Source organism: Kribbella sp. NPDC056345 (assembly GCF_042262745.1).
Classification (GTDB): domain Bacteria; phylum Actinomycetota; class Actinomycetes; order Propionibacteriales; family Kribbellaceae; genus Kribbella.
The window spans coordinates 133,448-152,347 of record NZ_JBHJQQ010000004.1 but is presented as its reverse complement, the minus strand read 5'-3'; the positions used below and the strand labels follow the sequence as shown (position 1 = coordinate 152,347).

The following is an 18,900-nucleotide window of genomic DNA, read 5'->3' as shown; positions in this document are numbered from 1 at the left end:
CGGGCAACGGGTGAGCGTGAGGGCGGTGGGTGCGGGGCAGTTGTGATGGGCTGGGGGTCCGGGCCCTGAGGTGGTCACGCCGCGCGGACCTAGGGTGGGCTCAGGCGGGGAGGGGTGCTGCTGGGTGGGTTGGACGGTGATGGCGGTCCGGCCGGTGACAGCCTTTGGTCGCTTAGTCTGCTGGGGGTTCGTTGCCGGCAATCTAGGAGGACTTGTGGGGCGTCGTCGCGGGTTTGTGTCCGTTGTCCTGGCGTTGGGGTTGGTGGGGGCGTCGAATCTGACGGCGAATGCTGCGCCGGTGTTCTTGCCGGGGGCTCCCGGGGCCGGGGATTCCTACTTCCCGGACATGGGGAACGGTGGGTACGACGTCAGTCATTACGACATCCGGCTCGGGTTCGATCCGGCGAGCAAGGCGATCGACGCGACGACGACGATCACCGCCAGGGCCACGCAGAATCTGTCGCGGTTCAACCTGGACTTTCTGGGACCGTTGACGATCAGCAAGCTGACGGTCAACGGTCGGGCTGCGTCGTTCACCCGGACTGGTGCGCAGGAGTTGGTGATCACTCCGTCGCGCGGGTTGTGGCGTGGGAGCAGGTTTGTGGTGGCGGTGTCGTATGCGGGTGTTCCGCAGAAGATCGACGACCCGGCGTTGGGCATCTCCGGCTGGGCGGCCACCAAGGACGGCGCGGTTGCGCTCAACCAGCCGATCGGTGCGGCGACCTACTACCCGGTGAACGACACCACGGCCGACAAGGCGACGTACAGCCAGACCATCACGGTGCCGACCGGACTGACCGTGCTGGCCAACGGTGAACCCGGCCCGACCACCAAGCACGCCGGCAAGACCACGTTCCGCTGGCACATGAACAAGCCGATGGCCAGTGAACTGGGCATGATCGCGATCGGGAACTACAACGTCACCCGCACCCGGACGAGCGACGGCCTGGACAACATCACCGCCATCGGCAAGTCGATCGACACCAAGGCCGGTCAGGGCAAGCTGTTCAACGACACCACCGCGCAGATCGTCCAGTGGCAGTCCTCGTTGTACGGGCGCTACCCGTTCGACTCCACTGGCGGGATCATGGCCGACGTCGGCGTCCACTACGCGCTCGAGACCCAGAGCCGGCCAGTGTACGACCAGCGCAGCAGCAACGTCCGCGGTGGCCTGCTTGCCCACGAGCTCGGTCACCAGTGGTTCGGCGACAGCCTCACCCCGGCACGTTGGTCGGACATCTGGCTCAACGAAGGCTTCGCCACCTACTCGGAGTGGCTCTACCAGGAGAAGTTCAACGGCATCCCGGTCCAGAAGACCTTCGACGAGGCCTACGCCGAGGACCGGGACTGGAGTGGCAAGGTGGCCGACCCCGGCCGGGACAGGATCTACAACGACCTCGTCTACACCCGCGGTGCGATGACCCTGCACGCCCTGCGCCTGAAGATCGGCGAGCGGGCGTTCTTCCGGCTCCTCAAGCAGTGGCCGACCACCCACCGGCACAGCAACGTCTCCACCCAGACCTTCATCGAGTTCGTCGAGCGACTCACCCACCGCGACCTCGGCACCTTCTTCCAGACCTGGGTCTACCAGCCCGGCAAACCAAACCTCTGAGACATGCAACCCCGGTACGCCGCCCTTCCGTCTTGAGGGGGACCTGAGAGCGGGAGGGCACGGATGAGCGAGCGGGACCAGGCGTTTGTGGAGTTCGTGGAGACGGCCAATCCGTCGCTGCGAAGAACGGCGTACCTGATCAGTGGCGACCGGCACAAGGCTGACGACATCGTGCAGGACGCGCTGTACAAGCTGTACCTGCACTGGCCGAAGGTCAACCGGGTCGGCAATCCGTTCGCCTATGCGCGCCGGATGGTCGTCAACGCCGCGTACGACGGCGGCCGGCGACCGTGGCGGCGCGAGGTGACGATCGCCGCAGTGCCCGACCAGCCGGTCACCGAGGACTTCACCGCCGGCCACGCGAGCCGCGACGAAGTCCTCGAAGCGCTGCGCACACTCGCACCACGGCAACGCGCCTGTGTGGTCCTCCGGTACTACGAGGACCTGTCCATCGAGCAGACCGCCGAGGTACTCGGCTGCTCCGAAGGCACCGTCAAGAGCCAGGCAGCCCGTGGCCTCGACACTCTCCGCAAAGCCATGACCCGCCGACCAAGCCCGGCGCTGTGAAGGAGGACCCGATGTACAACGACCCCGAAGTCAGTGCTCAGCTGCACCGCGTTGCCGAGGCCGAACCGCTGCCCGCCTTCGATACTTCCGCGGTACTCACCCGAGGCCGTCGCGGCCTGCGCCGCCGCCGGTTGCTGGGCGCCAGCGGTGGTATCGCCGGCGTCGCCGCGATCGCCCTAGCCGCCAGCCTGATCCCCAACCTCAGCTCGGCCGGTCAGGACCCGGGCGTCGCCGGTGCGGAGAGCTCGCAGTTCGAGGCCGTCCCGGGCCTGCCGCACGGTGAGGCGGCACTCTTCGTCGACGTCACCCATGAGCAGGCTCAGCAGCTCTGCGACCTGCGGTATCCCGGTCAGCATCAGAAGCTCAAGTCCTCCGCGCGGACGCACCGGGTCGGGAGCAAGCCGTCGTACGAGATGCCGAAGCTCCCGGCGAAAGCTCGGCGCTTCTGCCAGATCCCCGGCGGCGACAAGCCGTCGGCGAAGCTGGTCGCCGCGGCGGCGGCCGACCCACTGCCCAAGACCGCGGCGGGCCAGTTGCGAAACTGCTCGGTGCAGACCTGGGTCGATGTCACCGGATGGCGCATCATGGCCGCCGACCGGTCGGCGACGCTCAAGCAGGCACAGATCATCGCAGTCTCTCCGTCGGGTCGCAGCATGATCGCCTGCAGCCTCGACAGCCGCGGCGGCCCCATGGGCGACATGACGAACACCTTGTTCTCCCGCCTGCAGGCCCCGGAGCCCGACCGGGATCCGATCCTCGCCCCCGCCCGTGGGAAGAAGTGGGCGGAGATGTTCGCTGCCGGTTACGGTGGCGGACCCTGTGACAGCTCGACGAAGAAGTGCGGCAAGGGCTCCGCCACCGCCTGGGGACGCGCTCCGGCCGAGACCGCCACGGTCGAGGTCAGCCTGCACGGCAAGTCGTACCGGACGCCGGCCAAGGACGGTTGGTGGGCCAGCACCTGGGCGATCGAACCCCACACCTGGACGGGCGACCCGAAGAAGCCCGAGTACCCGGTCTACAAGGCCTACGACAAGAACGGGAAATTCCTGAAGAAGATCGGCGGCTGAACCACTGAACGCCGGCCCGTCCGTGGGCCGGCGTTCACCTAGGCGGTACGGCGTTTCAGCGTCGCGGCTCCGAGGCCCAGGGCCGCGACGATGAAGCCCAGTACGACGAGGATCTCCGCGACCGGACTGTTGCCTTGGGCAACTCCTGTCACCGCGTCGACGGCGTAGGAGAGTGGTAGGACGGTACTGACGGCGTGCAGTACGTCGGGAAGTTGGTCCCGCGGCAGCAGGAGCCCGCAGAGCAGGAGTTGCGGGATCATCACCGCCGGCATCATCTGGACGGCCTGGAACTCGGTGGCGGCGAAGGCGCTGGCGAACAGGCCGAGCGCCGTACCGAGGACGCCGTCGAGAACCGCCACCACGCCGAGTTGCCAGGCGGCGCCCTGGATGTCCAGATCCAAGGCGTACAAGGCGATCGAGACCACCACGAGGGCCTGGACGACGGCGATCACCGCGAAGGCGATGGCATAGCCGAGCAGGAAATCGAGCTTGGCCATCGGCAGCGTGAACAACCGCGACAACGTTCCGCTCGACCGCTCGCGCAGGGTCGCCACCGACGTCACGATGAACATGATGATCGCCGGGAACACCGCCAGCAGCGGCCCACCGACGCGGTCGAAGGTGGTCGGTGAGTCGTGGAACATCCACCACATCAACGTGACCAGCAGCGCCGGCATCACGATCAGCATCGCCACCGTGCGATGGTCTCGCCGCAACTGCGACAGCACTCGCGCGGCAACAGCCAACGTCACTCGCAGAGTCATCGCGCTTCCGCCTTCCGTTCGATCAGCGTCAGGAATGCCTGCTCGATGTCATCGGTTCCGACCGCGTCGAGCAGGGCCTGCGGGGTGTCATCGGCCAGCAGTTCGCCGTCTCGCATCAGCAGCAGCCGATCGCAGCGTGCGGCCTCGTCCATCACGTGACTGGAGACCAGCAGCGTGGCTCCCGCATCCGCCAGCCGATGGAACAGTTCCCAGAGGTCCCGCCGCAGGACCGGATCCAGCCCCACCGTCGGCTCATCCAGCACCAGCAACTCCGGCGACCCCAGCAACGCGGCCGCCAGCGAGGCCCGCGAGCGCTGCCCACCCGACAACCGATCCACCCGTACGTCGGCATGCGACCGCAGGTCCACTGCGTCGACAACCCGCTGTACGTCGTCCGCTTCCGCCCCGAGCACCGCCGCGAAGAACCGTAGATTCTCGACCACCGTCAGATCGCCGTACACACTGGGCTCCTGGGTCAGGTACCCGATCCGCCCACGGAGCCCGACGGACCCAGCGGGCTCCCCCAGCACCGACACCGACCCCGAAACCCGCGCCTGTAACCCCACGATCGCGCGGATCAGCGTCGTCTTCCCACACCCCGACGGCCCCAGCAACCCGGTCACCGACCCGGCCCGCAGGTCGAAGTCCACCCCGTGCAGGACCTCCCGATCGCCGCGCACCACCACGACATCCCGGCAACTCACCGCGTTTTTCACCATGTGATGAATTAAGCCACCGCAGCGGCCCGGTTGGCAAGACCTCAGACCACCGCGTGTCCCGTCGCAGCGCTCAACCCGTCGAGCGCCGGGTCGCCGTACCGGCGCCGCAGGTCCACGAAGGTCGCCGCCTTGTCCACACCCCAGCGACTGACGATCACCTCGTAGCTGTCCCCGCTCACGAACACCGGAGGCAGCCGCTTGCTGTGGAACTTGTCGGCATACATCACCAGCTCCTCCTCCCTGGTCCGCGGCCGATAGTCCGCCACCGGGATCGGCAATTGCTGGGTCAGTACGTCGTCCCGCGTGATCCCGACGCCCGTATGGCAGGACGCGAACCGGCAGATCTCCTCCGGGAATCCCAGCGCAGCAAGGGTTTCGTGGCCGAGGACGCCGTGCCGGACGTACGCCGTACCGTCGACCCGGTAGACGCCGAGATCGTGCAGCAGCGCCCCGGCCCGGACGAGATCGGTGTCGACGTCCAGCCCGGCGAAGAACTGCTCGGCCAGCGTGCACACGATCTGGCAATGGGTGTAGACCGACTCGAAGGCGGCCCGGGTCGGTGCCGCCTCCCGGTGGATCGCGAGGATCTCGCGGTCGGTCGGGATCACCCGGTGAGGTGGTGCTGGAGGACGGGGGCCAGGCGGTCGATCAGCGTTTGCAGGTCGACGGACACGACTGGCTCCAGCTCGATCAGGTAGCGGACCATCGCCAGCCCCATCAGCTGGGCCGCGACCAGGCTGACCCGCAGTGGCGCGTCGGGGACGTCCAGCGCCTTGGAGACCGGCTGCAGGATGAGCTGGGTGATGCCCTCGCGCATCACCCGGGCGACCTCTTCACTACCCGCGATGCTGCGGACGATCGCTCGCATCCGCTGCTGCCCGTCCGGCGATTCCCAGACGCCGAGGAACACGGTCGCGATCCGTCGGCCGATCTCGTCGCGGGGGCCTTCGATGACGATGGCGGCGACCTGACGCGGGTCGACCGGTAGCGCCATCGCCTCGATGAACAGCTCGTCCTTGCTGTCGAAGTAGTGGTGCACCAACGCCGCGTCCACGCCGGCCTCGCGGGCTACCGCGCGGATCGAGGTGGCCGTGAATCCCTTGTCCGCAAAGGATTTACGGGCCGCGCCGAGGATCTCGCCACGGGTGTCCGGTCCGCCGGGACGCCGCCCGGGCCGGCCGGAACGAGCAGCAGGACCCTCCGTCGTACGGCGGGCTGTCACGGAGTGAGCTCCGAGATCTCCCCCTCCGGGGTGACCGCGAACGAGGACCGGCGACTGATGCTCTGCTTGGCCGCAGTGAAGTGCTTCTTGGTGAACTCGAGCGACTCGATCAGGTCGACCTCACGCTCGGACCGGCTGGTCGCGCGCCGGGTGTTGATCTCGACGATGATGTGCCCGCGGAAGTCCTGGCTGGCCAGGGTGGTGAGCAGGTCAGCAGCTCGTTGGGTGCCGCGGCCCGGCACCAGGTGCTCGTCCTTGGCCGAGCCGGTGCCGTCGGTGAGGTGGATGTGCTTGAGCGTCCGGCCCATCGTCCGGGCGAGCTCGACGCAGTCCTGCTCGGCGGTCGACGAGTGCGACAGGTCGAGCGTGGTGTGTGCGTAGGTCTGCTCGGTCGGGTCCCAGCTCGGCGCGTACGCCTGCAGGCCCTTGCCGGGCGCGCGCCACGGGTACATGTTCTCGACCGCGAAGATCACACCGGTCTCGTCCTCGAGCCGCGCGATCCCGTCGACGAACCCGCGGGCGTAGTCACGCTGCCAACGGAATGGCGGATGTACGACGACGACGTCCGCCCCGAGGTCCTTCGCGGCCTCGGCCGACCGCTCGAGCTTGCCCCACGGATCGGTCCCCCAGACCCGCTGCGTGATCAGCAGACAGGGTGCGTGGATCGCCAGCACCGGCAGCTGGTGGTAGTCGACGAGCCGCTGGATGGCGTCGATCTGGGTACTCAGCGGGTCGATGCCGACCATCACCTCGACCCCGTCGTACCCGAGGCGGGAGGCCAGCTCGAAGCAACTCGCGGTCGTCTCGGGGTAGACCGAAGCGGTGGACAGGCCGATCTTGGCAGTGGTGGCAGCGGGCATCGGGCTCACCGGGGCTGCAGCTGGTCGAGCTCGGACAGAATGACGCCTTCACGCAGCGCCCACGGGCAGACCTCGAGTGCGGACAGGTCGAACAGGTCCATCACGGCGTCGGCGACCAGTGCACCGGCGACCAGCTGCGACGCGCGACCAGCCGACACTCCGGGCAGGGAGGCCCGCTCGGCCGACGACATCTTGATCAGCTTCGGTGTCCACTCGGCCAGGTCGCTGCGGTGCAGCGAGCGCGGCACGTAGGGACCGTCGTCGGACGGAGCAGCGCCACAGATCCGGGCCAGCGACCGGAAGGTCTTGCTGGTCGCGACCGATCGCTGCGGCTTGCCGGCCCGCAGTACGCCCCCGGCGACCGCGGCCATCTCCATCCGGATCCGTTTGCGGAGCGCGCGGACCTCGTCCTTGTCCGGCGGGTCCTGGGTCAGGCCCTCCCGGGTCAGCCGCCCGGCCCCGAGGGGTGCCGAGACCGCGACCGTCGGCTCCTCGTCGGACCCGGCCGCGATCTCCAGCGAGCCGCCACCGATGTCGAACACCGCCAGCCGGCCGGACGACCAGCCGAACCAGCGCCGTACCGCGAGGAAGGTCAGCCGGGCCTCGTCGACCCCGCTCAGCACCTGCAGATCGACCGAGCTCTCCGAGCGCACCCGCGCCAGCACCTTCTCGCCGTTCGGCGCCTCCCGCAGCGCGGAGGTCGCGAACGCCATCACCGACTCGCAGCCCTTGTCCTCGGCCAGCTCGGCGGCCTCGGAGATGAACGCGACCAGCTCGTCGGCGCCCGCGTCGGCGATCCGGCCGTCCTGGTCGAGATGCTCGGCCAGCCGCAACTCGGTCTTGTGCGAGTACGCCGGTAGCGGTGCGGCACCGCGGTGCGCATCCACCACGAGCAGGTGGACAGTGTTGGAACCTACGTCGAGTACGCCGAGCCGCATACCCAACAAACTACTCGACCGGAGGTGGAAGAGTTGTTTCGGAGTTGCCGTTCGCAGTTCGTGGCAACGGGCGCGTACGCTGCACGGGTGCCTGAGGTTTCTCTTGATTTTCCCCGTGCGTGGGTGGAGTTCACCGATCCTGACGATCCGGATCAGGTGTTCCGCTGCGACCTGACCTGGCTGACGTCGAACTGGAGCTGCATCTTCGGCGGTGGGTGCGCCGGCATCTACAAAGGCCGGCCGAACGACGGTTGCTGCACGCTCGGTGCGCACTTCTCCGACGACGAGGACGAGAACCGCGTCAAGGAGTACGTGAAGGAGCTGACCAAGGAGGACTGGCAGTTCCGCAAGGAAGGCAAGCGGAACGGCTGGGTCGAGACCGACGACGACGGCGACCGCAAGACCCGGGTCTTCGACGGTGCCTGCATCTTCCTGAACCGCCCCGGTTTCAACGGCGGTACGGGCGGCTGCTCGCTGCACGGCCTGGCCCTGAAGAAGGGCGTGCACTTCGTCGAGACCAAGCCCGATGTCTGCTGGCAGCTGCCGATCCGCCGGACGTTCCGCGAGGTGGAGCGCCCGGACGGGACGACGTACACGGAGGTCGGCATCGGTGAGTACGACCGCCGCGGCTGGGGCCCGGGCGGCCACGACCTGAACTGGTACTGCACCGGTAACACCGAGGCACATATCGCGGTCGAGGCGGTCTTCGAGTCGAGCAAGGTCGAGCTGCAGACCCTGATGGGCCTGAAGGCGTACGACGTCCTCGCCGACCTCTGCCGCCAGCGCCTGGAGACGGCCCGCCCGCTGCTGCCGCACCCCGCGTCCCGCTGACCGACACGCAACCGACACTCCGTTCCGCCCCAACGGACGGAATTTGGGGCCAGAATGCTGGCATGCGTCTGGATCATCTGTCGTATGCAGCCGGCCCCGACGGGTGCCTGGCCACTGTGAGGCGACTGTCCGCGCTGCTCGGTGCGGAGTTCGTCGACGGTGGCGTGCACCCCCGCTTCGGGACGATCAACTACATCCTGCCGCTGGAGAACGACCGCTACATCGAGGTCGTCGACGTGCTCGACCACCCTGCCTCCGACAAGGCGCCGTTCGGCCAGGCCGTCCGTGCCCGCAAGGAGCTCGGCGGCGGCTGGCTGGGCTGGGTGGTCGCGATCCGCGACATGGTCCGGATGGAACGGCGGCTCGGCCGTGAGTCCGTGCCCGGCAACCGGCACCGCCCCGACGGGGTGAACCTCACCTGGCGGCAGATCGGGGTCAAGGGCCTGATCGCCGACCCGCAGCTCCCGTTCTTCATCCACTGGGACGATCTCACCCAGCACCCGTCGGTCGGCGGCAAGGACCTTCGCCTGACCGCGCTCGAGATCGCCGGCGACCCGATCCGCGTCACCGACTGGATCGGCCACCCCGCCGACCACCTCCTCGACGACCTGGACGTGAAGTGGGCCGGCCCGAACGGTCAGCCGGGCCTGATCGCGGCGCAGTTCGAGACCCCGACCGGCGTCGTACGGATCTGAAACCCCCTGGCCTTGACCCCGGTCCTTCCGCAGGGCTAACGTACAACCAAATGGTTGTACGTGAAGAAGTCGCCGATCGCTTGCTGCACGCATTGTCCGACCGCACGCGGCGCGACATCGTGCGCCGCTGCCTGGTCGGCGAGGCGTCCGTGTCCCGGCTCGCCGAGAACTACTCGATGAGCTTCGCGGCCGTGCAGAAGCACGTCGCCGTCCTGGAACAGGCCGGGCTGGTGACCAAGGAGCGCAGCGGACGGGAGCAGCTCGTGCGGACCGATGTCGAGGCCGTCCGCCAGGCCCGCGCGGCGATCGATCAGCTCGAAGCGGTCTGGCGCGCCCGCGTGGACCGGATGTCGGACCTCCTGCAGGCCGGCCCTCTTGACGAAGGGAACGAGAACGATGAGCGTGAAGAGCGTTGACAAGGACCTGGACGCACTGACCCTGACCCTGGTGGCGGAGTTCAGCGCGACCACCGAGCAGGTCTGGGACCTGTGGGCCGATCCGCGGAAGCTCGAGCAGTGGTGGGGCCCGCCGACGTACCCGGCAACCGTGGTCGACCACGACCTGACGCCCGGCGGGCAGGTCACCTACTTCATGACGGGTCCCGAGGGCGACAAGCACCACGCCTGGTGGCGGATGATCGCCGTGGACGAGCCGAAATCGCTGGAGTTCGTCGACGGGTTCGCGGATGCCGAGGGCAAGCCGGTCGACACGATGCCGACGAACACGACCACGATGACGCTGAGCCCGTACGACGGCGGCACGCGGATGGAGCTGCGGTCGGTCTTCGACAGCAGCGAGCAGATGGAGCAGCTGATCAGCATGGGCATGGCCGAGGGCCTGACCGAAGCCATCGGCCAGATGGACGCGCTGCTGGCCTAGCGGTACGGGTGGAGTACGGACAGTGGCGCGGCGATCGCAGTTCGTAACGTCGCTCCATGACTACTTTCCGGAAATCGTTGATCGCCGTTCTGGGCGCCGTTGCGACCGTGCTGGCGCTGTCCGCGCCGGCCAGTGCCGCTCCCGCGCCCACCGAGAAGGCCACTGCCGCGTCGATGGGGCAGATCGCCGAGCAGACCGGCCAGGTGTGGGACGAACAGAAGCAGGAGTTCGCACCCGCCTGGACCTGCGCCAGTGGCTATGTCTGCTTTTACTCCGGCACCGGTGGATCCGGCCGTGCGTGCGCATGGTTCGGCAATGACAACCACTGGCTGCAAGGCAGCGTGACCTGTTCCTGGGCCGACGAGCTCCAGGTCAAATCGGTCTACAACAACGGGGCCAGCACCGCGTACAGCGGCGTTCGCTACTACACCAGGCCCGACTACAACCGTGAGTACAACGCCGGCTGCACTCCTCGCGGCCAGCACGGAACGCTCAACACCCCGCGCTGGCTCCGTTCCCACAACTGGGAGACGGGGGCGTGCGGCTGAGCCTCGACAAGGGCTGTCGGTCAAACGACCGGCAGCCCTGGCGCCCTGTAGTGCGTAGGATGCTCGCTGTGCCCACGCCCCGGGATACTGGCTTCGGTGATTTGCTGCGCAATCTCCGCCAGGACGCCGGCCAGACCCAACGGGAACTCGCCGACCTGGCCGGCCTCAGTGCGGGTGCGATCCGCGATCTGGAGCAAGGCCGGAGTCGTGCCCCGAAGCGGGACTCGATCGATTCCATCGCCGCCGCGCTCGCACTGAGCAGTGCGGACGCGGAGAAGCTCCGAGCCGCCGCGATAGCCGGCCGAGCCGTCACGATCCCGGCCGCGAGCAGCGGCGGGCCGCTACGCATCTGTGTCCTCGGCCCGCTGGAGGCCTGGCATGGCGAGGTCGCCGTACCGATCGGCGGCGGACCGCAACGCGCTCTGCTGGCCAGGCTCGCTCTCAGTGCCGGTACGACGGTCGCCCAGACCGAACTCATCGATCTGCTCTGGCCGCATGACGTCCCGCTCAACGCGGCGAACCTCTTGCAGACCCGGATCGCCCGGTTGCGGCGACTGCTCGAGACCGGCAGTCCGGCCCCCGAGGTGATTGTCGGCGGACCGGCCGGTTACCGGCTGGCGGTCAGCACCGAAAGCCTTGATCTGCTGGCGTTTCGCGCTCTCACGACCGAAGCGGCCCACGCCGAGCCAGTCACCGCGTTGGCCAAACTCTCCCAAGCCGTCGACCTGTGGCGCGGGACCACCGATGTCGAGCTGATCGACACCAACCCGCTCTACGTCGCGATCTCGAACGAGTACGCCGACGCGGTCCGGACCCTCGCCAAGCTGGCGCGGGACGCCGGTCAGCCGGAACAAGCCTTGCGAGCCCTGCGTGACCTGGCCGGACGGCAAGAGCTCGACGAGCCACTCCATGTCGAACTGATCCAGACCCTCGCGGCCGCGGATCGCCAGGCCGAGGCCCTCGCGACGTACGACCGGATCCGGTCCACACTCGCCAACCAGCTCGGCGTCGACCCGGGCGACGGACTCCGCGCCGTACATCTCGAAGTACTTCGCAGTGGGACATCGCCCCCACCAAGACGAACTGTCGTCCAGCAAACGCCGTCCGCACCTCCGGACTTCATCGGGCGCGCCGAAGAGCTCGACATGATCTGTACGACGCTCGCCCGGCCCGGCGCGCTGTCGTCCCGAGCGGTCCTGATCAGCGGGATCCCCGGAGTCGGCAAGACCGCCCTCGCCCTGGCCGCCGCCCATCGTCTCCGCTCGCAGTACCCGGACGGCCAGCTGTACGCCGACCTGCGTGGCGCCGACGCGGTGGCCCCGGAACCGTTGCAGATCCTCGGCCGCTTTCTCCGCGCACTCGGCATACCGGGGCGACGGATCGGAACCGACGCCGCCGAAGCGGCCGCGCTGTTGCGCAGCGAACTCGCCGACCGCCGGATGCTGATCCTGCTCGACAACGCCCAGGACGCGGCGCAGATCCGGCCGCTGCTCCCAGGCGCCGGTGGCAGCGACGTGATCATCACCTGCCGACGGCGGCTGCCGGACCTCGCCACCACCCACGTCGTGGACCTTGAGCCGCTCCCGCACGACGACGCGGTCCTGCTGATTGCCGCTACCGCCGGCAGCCGACGGCTCGATGACGATCGGTCGGGGGTGAGTGCCCTCGCGGAGGCCTGCGCCCGGCTCCCCCTCGCACTGCGCATCGCCGGCGCACGACTCGCCACCCGGCGGCAGTGGACGGTTGCCGATCTGGCCCACCGGCTGGAGGACGGCAACAGAAGGCTCACCGAGCTCAGCCTCGGCGAGTCCAGTGTGCTCAGCAGTTTCGACCTGAGCTACGCAGACCTGAGCGCCGACGCCCAGCGCGCGTTCCGGCTGTGCAGCCTGCACCCTGGCGACGACTTCAGCGCCGAGAGCGCCGGAGTGCTGCTCGGCATCCCGACGGCAGCGGCCGATCGGGTCCTCGAGGTGCTGCTCGAGGCCAACATGCTCCTGCAGCACACGAAGAACCGTTTCCGGTTCCACGATCTGCTCGGCCTCTACTCGCGCCGGCTGCTCGCCGGCGACGCCGAGGGCACCGCCGCCCGGGCCCGGCTGTACGCCTGGTACCTCGAGGCGACGACGGCCGCGATGAATCTCGTGCACCCGCAACTCGTGCGGCTCGCTACCCATCCCGCACCAGGCACCTTCTTCGGGTCGCGAGCCGACGCGCTCGATTGGCTCGACGAAGAAGTCACCGCTCTGCTGGCGGTCGTGCAGAACACGGCGCACTCCGACGACCGGTCGCTGTCCTGGCGGATCGTCGACCAGCTCCGGGGATATTTCCTGCACCGCAGGCATGTCGACGCCTGGCTACCGGCGGCACAGGCTGGACTGGCGGCTGCCGAAACGGCCGGCGACGAGGCGGCCCGGGTCACGATGCTGATCAGCCACAGCCAGGCCGTCGGAGCTCTTGGACGGGATGAGGAGGGACTGGCCGACGGTCTGACTGCCTACAGTCTCGCCCTGGCCATCGGCTGGCCCGCAGCCGCTGCCTACCTGGCCTACATCATCGGATGGTTTCACCAGCTGCGAGGCCAACTCGCCGACGCGGAACTGTGGACCCATCGCGCGCTCGAGCTGACCGAGAACAACCAGCACGGCCACCTCCGCGCGATCGTGCTCAACAGTCTCGGGATGATCCGGCTGTATCAGGGCGAATTCCAGGAGGCAGCCGACCTGTTCGGCGCCGCCCTGCAGGTCAGCGATACCGGGCCCGACATGGCGACGCTCGCCATCCGAGGGAACCTGGCGAGTGCGGTGCGCCAACTGGGCGAGGCCGACCGTGCGGCCGCGCTGCTGAGCGACGTACTGGATGCCCACCATCGCAGTTCGTACCCTCGCGGCGAGCTGTCGACCCTGGACGAGCTGGCCAAGTTGTACATCCAGCGCGGAGACGGACCGGCCGCACTGCAGGCCGCTCACCGGGCCTACGAACTCGCGGTCACCATCCACGACCCGGCCGCCCAGGCCAAGACCGCCGCGACGGTCGCCCAGGTCCAGCTCGCCCTCGGCGACGCTCCCGCCGCTGTGCGGTGGATCGAGACCTGCCTCCCGATCGCGCGCGGGACCTACCCGTACCTCGAAGCCGAGGCACTGATCACGCTGTCCCAGGCGCGACGTGCGATCGGCGAACCGGCAGCCGCGGCCGAGGCCGCCGTACAGGCCGCATCGATCGCCGAGGCCTGCGGCTTCCGGCTGCTCAGCGAACAGGCCGCACTAGTGGATGTTCTCGAGCCCGGACAGGGAAGTCTCAAGGTGGGCGAGTAGCCGTTGCAGGTGCGGGACGGTACGGCGGCAGCCGACCAGGCCGAAGTGCAGCTGGTGGTCGTAGCTGGTGACGCTGATGTTCAGCGCCTGACCGTTCATCACGATGCTCGCCGGGTACATGCCGAGCAGGCGGGAGCGGTTCCAGTAGAGCGGGCTCTCGGCCGGGCCGGGCACGTTCGAGATCACCAGGTTGTACGGCGGGTTCGTGAGCCCGGCGACGCCCGGAAGAACCGCGGAGGGGCCGGCGGCGGCGAAGCCGAGCGCGCCGACCATCAGGTTCTGCAACGGGCTGAGCCCGGACAACACCCCCTTGCTGTACGACGTCGATGCGGTGATCCGTTTGATCCGCCGCTCGGGATCCGCCTCGTCCGTGGCGAGATCCGCGATCAACGTCGACAACGCGTTCCCGCCACCAGGTGCATCGTCCTTACCTCGCAACGACACCGGCACCATGGCCGTCAAAGGCTTGTCAGGTAAGGCGTTCTGCTCCAGCAGATAGTTGCGCAAGGCACCGGAACACATCGCGAGCAGTACGTCGTTCAGCGTCGCGCCGGTGATCGCGCGCACCTTCTCCAGCCGCTCGATCGGCCACGACTGCGCCGCGAACCGCCGCGCCCCGGTGATCCCCTGGTTGAAGATCGTCCGCGGTGCCTGAAACGCCACCGACGAGTGCTCGTGCAACAGACTCTTCAGTCCGACGGGCGTGAGCCCAGCGACATTCGCCAGCGTCTTCCCGACCTCACCTACCGCGCGAGCAGCACGACCCGGCGTACGGCCCACAGCAGCCAGCAGTTCGGTAGCAGTAGGAACTCCGCCGCCGTTCCTCGCCACAGACTCCTTCGCCGGCAGCGCGTAGGTGGCCGGCATGTCCGTCCTCGTGGGATCGGTGGTGAGGGTGTCCTGCATCCACTTCAGCGCGGTGACGCCGTCGATCATCGAGTGATGGATCTTGCTGTAGACGGCGAACCGCCTGCCCTGGACACCCTCGATCAGGTGGATCTCCCAGAGCGGCCGGTGCCGGTCGAGCAGGGTGCCGTGCAGGCGACTGGTGAGCTCGAACAGCTCGCGGAACCGCCCCGGCCGAGCCAGTCCGGACAGCCGGACGTGGTACTCGAGGTCGATGTCGTCGTCCTGCTCCCAGGACCAGTAGCCGAGGTCGAGTGCCCGGTTCCGGACGCGGCGCGAGAAGACCGGATTCACTCTCGGCGCAGCCAGAATGTCGTGGTAAAGCCGGGACACGAAGTCCCGCGCCCCCTCCGGGAAGACATGGTCCCGCCCGGCACCTTCGGGAAGCTCGAACAGCATCACCCCGCCGACATGCATCGGCTGCTCCCGGCTCTCACCGAGCAGGAACATCGCGTCGAGTGGTCCTACTGCGGTCATGAGCACCTCCGCTGCCTTCTATCCCAGCTAACAGCGCTGAGGGGGATTTTGTTATCCCCTCAGCAACTGAAGGCTCAGGAAAGATCAGTCCAACGGTCGGTAGTTCACACCCAACGACTCGATGCGCGCCAGATGCGGACGCAGGCGGCCGAGGAATTCGTCGTACGAGACCTTGGGGGAACCCCAGGCGCGCTCGGCGAGGGCGGACAGCCGCGGCAGCAGCATGTAGCCGACCTGCTCGGGGCCTTCCATGTACTCGGTCCAGACGTTGCACTGGGCGCCGATGATGAGCGCGGCCTCAGCGTCGCTCAGACCGGCCGGGATCACCTCGAAGTCGTACACCTTCTCCAGCGGGATGAAGCCGCCGATGGCGAGCGGCTCAGTGGCCGGGTCGCCCTGGTAGTAGTCGAAGTAGACCGACTCGCACGGCGTCATCACCGTCTGGTGCCCGGCCTTCACCGCGACCTCGCCACGCTCGGCGCTGCGCCACGCCATGATGACGGCGTCCTTCGGGCAGTCGGTCTCGACCATCTCGTCCCAACCGACCAGCCGGCGACCGGCCTCCTCCAGCACCACCGCGACCTGCTCGGTGAACCAGCCCTGCAGCTGCTGGGCGTCGTCGAGCCCGAGGTCCGCCTGCCGCTTCTGCGCGTCGTCCGCCACCCGCCACTGCACCGCCGGGCACTCGTCACCGCCGAGGTGGATGTACGGGCTCGGGAAGATGTCCAGCACCTCCCGCAGCACGGTCCGGACGAACTCGACGGTCTCGTCGTTCACGTTCAGCACGTCGTCGCTGATCCCCCAGACCTGGCGGACCGTCAGCTGGTTCTCCGGGAAGTTGCCGAGCTCCGGGTACGCCGCGATCGCGGCCTGCATGTGGCCCGGCAGATCGATCTCCGGGACCACGGTGATACCGCGCTCGGCGGCGTACGCGACGATCTCGCGCAGCTCGGCCTTGGTGTAGAAGCCGCCGTGCCGGGTGCCGTCGTACGTGAACTCGGTCTGCAGGTGCGACATCTTGCCGACCATGGTCTCGTCCCGCCACGCCCCGACCTCGGTGAGCCGCGGGTAGGCCTCGATCTCGACCCGCCAGCCCTGGTCGTCGGTGAGGTGGAAGTGCAGCGTGTTCAGCCGGTGCAGGGCGAGCACGTCGATCACCTTGAGGACGAAGTCCTTCGGCATGAAGTGCCGTGCGACATCGAGCATCACACCCCGCCAGGCGAACCGCGGCGCGTCCGCGATGTGCACCCCCGGTACGGCGACCTTCCCGTCCGCCGCCGGCTCGGCCGCGTCGAGCAACTGCCCGTACGTCGTCTCGGCGTGCCGGAGCGCGTCCTCGGAGCCCGCGGCCAGCCGGGCACCGTCCGCCGTCACGTCGATCCGGTACTCGGTGTCATCGAGGTTCTCGACCACGTCGCGGATCGCCTCGGCGACCGGGTCCGCGGTGATCCAGCGAGCGTCGGTGACGGTGAGTTCGCGCGGCGCGGGGACGATCGCGATGTCGGGCATCGGTGGCTCCAAAGCAGGCAGGGTTATTTATGCAACCCTATTCTAAAAATATTTCGGCTGCGCTGTCAGGGAGATGAGAGAGTGACCGAGTGACCGCCGACCTCCAGCGAACGACCGTCCGGACCCTGATGGCCAGCAACGTGCTCGGCGGAGTGGCGGTGGCCAGCGGATTCGCGGTCGCTGGGCTGCTGGCCGAGCGAATCTCGGGTTCGACGTCGATGGCCGGTCTCGTCGCCACCTCGACCACGCTCGGCGGCGCGATCCTCGCCGTACCGCTGGCTCGGCTCGCCCGGGCCCGGGGCCGGCGCCTCTCGCTGGCCACTGGCTACCTGATCGCGACTGCCGGTGCAGTGCTCAGCATCGTCGCTGCGCAGATCGACTCGCTCGCACTGCTACTGGTGGCCGGCTGTCTGTTCGGCAGCGGCTCCGCCGCCAACCTGCAGTCCCGGTACGCCGCTACTGACGCAGCCGACCCGGCACACGTCGCGCGGGCACTGTCGCTGGTCGTGTGGGCCACCACCATCGGTGTGGTCATCGGGCCGAACCTGACTGGCCTAGGTGGGGCTGTCGGTGACGCGCTCGGCATCCTGCCGCTGGCCGGTCCATATCTGTTCTCCGTGGCCACTCTGGTGGTCAGCCTGGTGATCGTCTGGTTCGGCCTCCGCCGCCTGCCCCGGCCCCGGAACCTGACTCTGGAACGTCAACCCCTGCTGGTGACCCTCCGGCGCGTGATGGCGATCCCTCATGCGCGGCTGGGGCTGCTGGCGATCGCCACGGCCCATGCGGTGATGGTCGGGGTGATGTCGATGACCTCGGTCCACCTGCAGCACCATGGCGCCTCACTGACGATCGTCGGCTTCGTGATCAGCGGTCACGTGGCCGGCATGTACGCACTGTCTCCGGTGATGGGCTGGCTGGCGGACCGGCTCGGCCGCATCCCCACCGTCGGCATTGGCCTGGCTGTGCTCGCCATGGCGATGACAGTGGCGGCAGTTGCGCCGGACCGCGCTCACGGACTGACTGCGACCGCACTGGTCCTGCTCGGCCTGGGCTGGTCGGCCTGTCTGGTTTCCGGATCCGCTCTGCTGTCCCAGTCCGTCCCTGACGACATCCGCACGTCGGCCCAAGGACTGTCCGACCTGACGATGGGCGTGCTGGCCTCGGTCTCCGGAATCGCGTCCGGCCCGGTCCTGGCGTACCTCGGGTTCCACTGGCTCGCCGTACTGTGCGGCCTGTTGCTGATCCCGGTCGCCCTGCTCGCAGCCACTACCAAGCAGTCAATAGGCTCTGTGGCGTGAGCATTGCGGAAGGTGGGATCCCGAGTCCCAACATCTGGCACCACCCGAAGGTGTACGAGATCGAGAACCACGCCGTCGATCCGAACGGCGTCATCGAACCGGCGATGCGAGCGATCCACGACTGGGCCGGCTCCACCGTGCTCGACATCGGCTGCGGAACCGGCTTCCACCTCCCACGCTTCGCCGCCACCGCGGCCCGGGTGATCGGGGTCGAACCGCACGCCGGGCTGGCCGAGGCTGCGCGTCGCCGTACCAGGAACTTGCCGAACGTCGACGTCCGCCAGGGCACGGCCCAACGGCTACCGGTACCGGACGCGTCGGTGGACGTGATGCACGCTCGCTGGGCCTACTTCTTCGGGCCCGGCTGCGAACCGGGCCTGGCCGAGCTCGACCGCGTGATGCGGCGCGGCGGCACGGCCTTCGTGATCGACAACGACGGCAGCCGGTCGACGTTCGGTCGCTGGTTCAGTTCGGCGTACCCGATGATCAAGGCCCCCGCGGTCGAGCGCTTCTGGGCCGAACACGGCTGGCAGCGCACCACACTCGACATGGGCTGGCGTTTCGAGACCCGCGCCGACCTCGAGGCCGTCCTCCGCATCGAGTTCACCCCTGCGGACGCCGACCGCTTCATCGCTGAGCACTCAGGCGTCGAGGTCGACTACGCGATCAACCTCTGGAGCAAGACCTACTGAACCGG

Annotated in this window: 19 protein-coding genes; 11 read left to right on the top strand and 8 right to left on the bottom strand. The window is 68.3% G+C overall.

The features are described from left to right. Positions 1-298 precede the first annotated feature (298 nt). The 3 genes from ACFCV3_RS15495 to ACFCV3_RS15485 all read left to right on the top strand — a co-directional run bounded on the left by ACFCV3_RS15495 (position 299) and on the right by ACFCV3_RS15485 (position 3,246). Positions 299-1,612, top strand: a complete 1,314-nt coding sequence (locus tag ACFCV3_RS15495; RefSeq protein WP_376030588.1) for a M1 family metallopeptidase — start codon at positions 299-301, stop codon at positions 1,610-1,612. 63 nt (positions 1,613-1,675) lie between these two features. Then, positions 1,676-2,179, top strand: coding sequence for a SigE family RNA polymerase sigma factor (locus ACFCV3_RS15490; RefSeq protein WP_376030586.1), 504 nt, complete (start codon positions 1,676-1,678; stop codon positions 2,177-2,179). 11 nt (positions 2,180-2,190) lie between these two features. Next, entirely contained in the window at positions 2,191-3,246 is a 1,056-nt protein-coding gene (locus tag ACFCV3_RS15485) for a hypothetical protein (RefSeq protein WP_376030585.1), read from the top strand. A gap of 38 nt (positions 3,247-3,284) precedes the next feature. Here the strand turns inward: ACFCV3_RS15485 and ACFCV3_RS15480 are convergent, their stop codons facing one another. From ACFCV3_RS15480 to ACFCV3_RS15455, 6 genes are read right to left on the bottom strand one after another with little or no spacing between them, the layout of a single operon-like run. Further along, positions 3,285-4,010 (bottom strand): ABC transporter permease, encoded by a 726-nt coding sequence (locus tag ACFCV3_RS15480; protein ID WP_376030583.1) that lies wholly within the window; start codon positions 4,008-4,010, stop codon positions 3,285-3,287. Next, on the bottom strand, positions 4,007-4,729 hold the full coding sequence (locus tag ACFCV3_RS15475) for an ABC transporter ATP-binding protein (protein ID WP_376030581.1): 723 nt from the start codon (positions 4,727-4,729) through the stop codon (positions 4,007-4,009). Before ACFCV3_RS15475 ends, ACFCV3_RS15480 begins: the two co-directional genes overlap by 4 nt. A gap of 41 nt (positions 4,730-4,770) precedes the next feature. Continuing rightward, complete coding sequence (locus ACFCV3_RS15470) at positions 4,771-5,337, bottom strand: HD domain-containing protein (protein ID WP_376030579.1); 567 nt, start codon at positions 5,335-5,337, stop codon at positions 4,771-4,773. Continuing rightward, on the bottom strand, positions 5,334-5,951 hold the full coding sequence (locus tag ACFCV3_RS15465) for a TetR family transcriptional regulator (protein WP_376030577.1): 618 nt from the start codon (positions 5,949-5,951) through the stop codon (positions 5,334-5,336). Before ACFCV3_RS15465 ends, ACFCV3_RS15470 begins: the two co-directional genes overlap by 4 nt. Then, on the bottom strand, positions 5,948-6,811 hold the full coding sequence (locus ACFCV3_RS15460) for a sugar phosphate isomerase/epimerase family protein (protein WP_376030575.1): 864 nt from the start codon (positions 6,809-6,811) through the stop codon (positions 5,948-5,950). Before ACFCV3_RS15460 ends, ACFCV3_RS15465 begins: the two co-directional genes overlap by 4 nt. 5 nt (positions 6,812-6,816) lie before the next feature. After that, positions 6,817-7,749, bottom strand: coding sequence for a Ppx/GppA family phosphatase (locus ACFCV3_RS15455; RefSeq protein WP_376030574.1), 933 nt, complete (start codon positions 7,747-7,749; stop codon positions 6,817-6,819). An 87-nt stretch (positions 7,750-7,836) separates the two neighbouring features. Here ACFCV3_RS15455 and ACFCV3_RS15450 point away from each other — a divergent pair, with 87 nt between their 5' ends. The 6 genes from ACFCV3_RS15450 (at position 7,837) to ACFCV3_RS15425 (ending at position 14,013) form a co-directional block, all read left to right on the top strand. Next, complete coding sequence (locus ACFCV3_RS15450) at positions 7,837-8,580, top strand: hypothetical protein (RefSeq protein ID WP_376030572.1); 744 nt, start codon at positions 7,837-7,839, stop codon at positions 8,578-8,580. A gap of 62 nt (positions 8,581-8,642) precedes the next feature. After that, the gene (locus ACFCV3_RS15445) at positions 8,643-9,275 is read left to right on the top strand and encodes a VOC family protein (protein ID WP_376030570.1); all 633 of its coding nucleotides are present in this window, start codon (positions 8,643-8,645) and stop codon (positions 9,273-9,275) included. Between the two features lie 50 nt (positions 9,276-9,325). Next, positions 9,326-9,691: an ArsR/SmtB family transcription factor gene (locus ACFCV3_RS15440; protein WP_376030568.1), complete on the top strand. Its 366-nt coding sequence runs from the start codon at positions 9,326-9,328 to the stop codon at positions 9,689-9,691. After that, complete coding sequence (locus tag ACFCV3_RS15435) at positions 9,672-10,154, top strand: SRPBCC domain-containing protein (protein WP_376030567.1); 483 nt, start codon at positions 9,672-9,674, stop codon at positions 10,152-10,154. Before ACFCV3_RS15440 ends, ACFCV3_RS15435 begins: the two co-directional genes overlap by 20 nt. A gap of 56 nt (positions 10,155-10,210) precedes the next feature. Then, a complete protein-coding gene (locus ACFCV3_RS15430; RefSeq protein WP_376030565.1) occupies positions 10,211-10,702 on the top strand; it encodes a peptidase inhibitor family I36 protein in 492 nt (163 codons plus the stop codon). Between the two features lie 68 nt (positions 10,703-10,770). Further along, complete coding sequence (locus tag ACFCV3_RS15425; protein ID WP_376030563.1) at positions 10,771-14,013, top strand: BTAD domain-containing putative transcriptional regulator; 3,243 nt, start codon at positions 10,771-10,773, stop codon at positions 14,011-14,013. Here ACFCV3_RS15425 and ACFCV3_RS15420 read toward each other — a convergent pair. Together ACFCV3_RS15420 and ACFCV3_RS15415 are read right to left on the bottom strand one after the other, a co-directional pair. Further along, positions 13,963-15,396: a wax ester/triacylglycerol synthase family O-acyltransferase gene (locus tag ACFCV3_RS15420; protein WP_376030561.1), complete on the bottom strand. Its 1,434-nt coding sequence runs from the start codon at positions 15,394-15,396 to the stop codon at positions 13,963-13,965. The genes ACFCV3_RS15425 and ACFCV3_RS15420 overlap by 51 nt on opposite strands. 84 nt (positions 15,397-15,480) lie before the next feature. Next, positions 15,481-16,905, bottom strand: coding sequence for a beta-N-acetylhexosaminidase (locus ACFCV3_RS15415; RefSeq protein ID WP_376030559.1), 1,425 nt, complete (start codon positions 16,903-16,905; stop codon positions 15,481-15,483). Positions 16,906-16,994: 89 nt separating this feature from the next. Here ACFCV3_RS15415 and ACFCV3_RS15410 point away from each other — a divergent pair, with 89 nt between their 5' ends. Then, the gene (locus ACFCV3_RS15410; protein ID WP_376030557.1) at positions 16,995-18,203 is read left to right on the top strand and encodes an MFS transporter; all 1,209 of its coding nucleotides are present in this window, start codon (positions 16,995-16,997) and stop codon (positions 18,201-18,203) included. Beyond that, positions 18,200-18,895, top strand: coding sequence for a class I SAM-dependent methyltransferase (locus ACFCV3_RS15405; protein WP_376030555.1), 696 nt, complete (start codon positions 18,200-18,202; stop codon positions 18,893-18,895). Before ACFCV3_RS15410 ends, ACFCV3_RS15405 begins: the two co-directional genes overlap by 4 nt. The last annotated feature ends 5 nt before the right edge of the window (positions 18,896-18,900 follow it).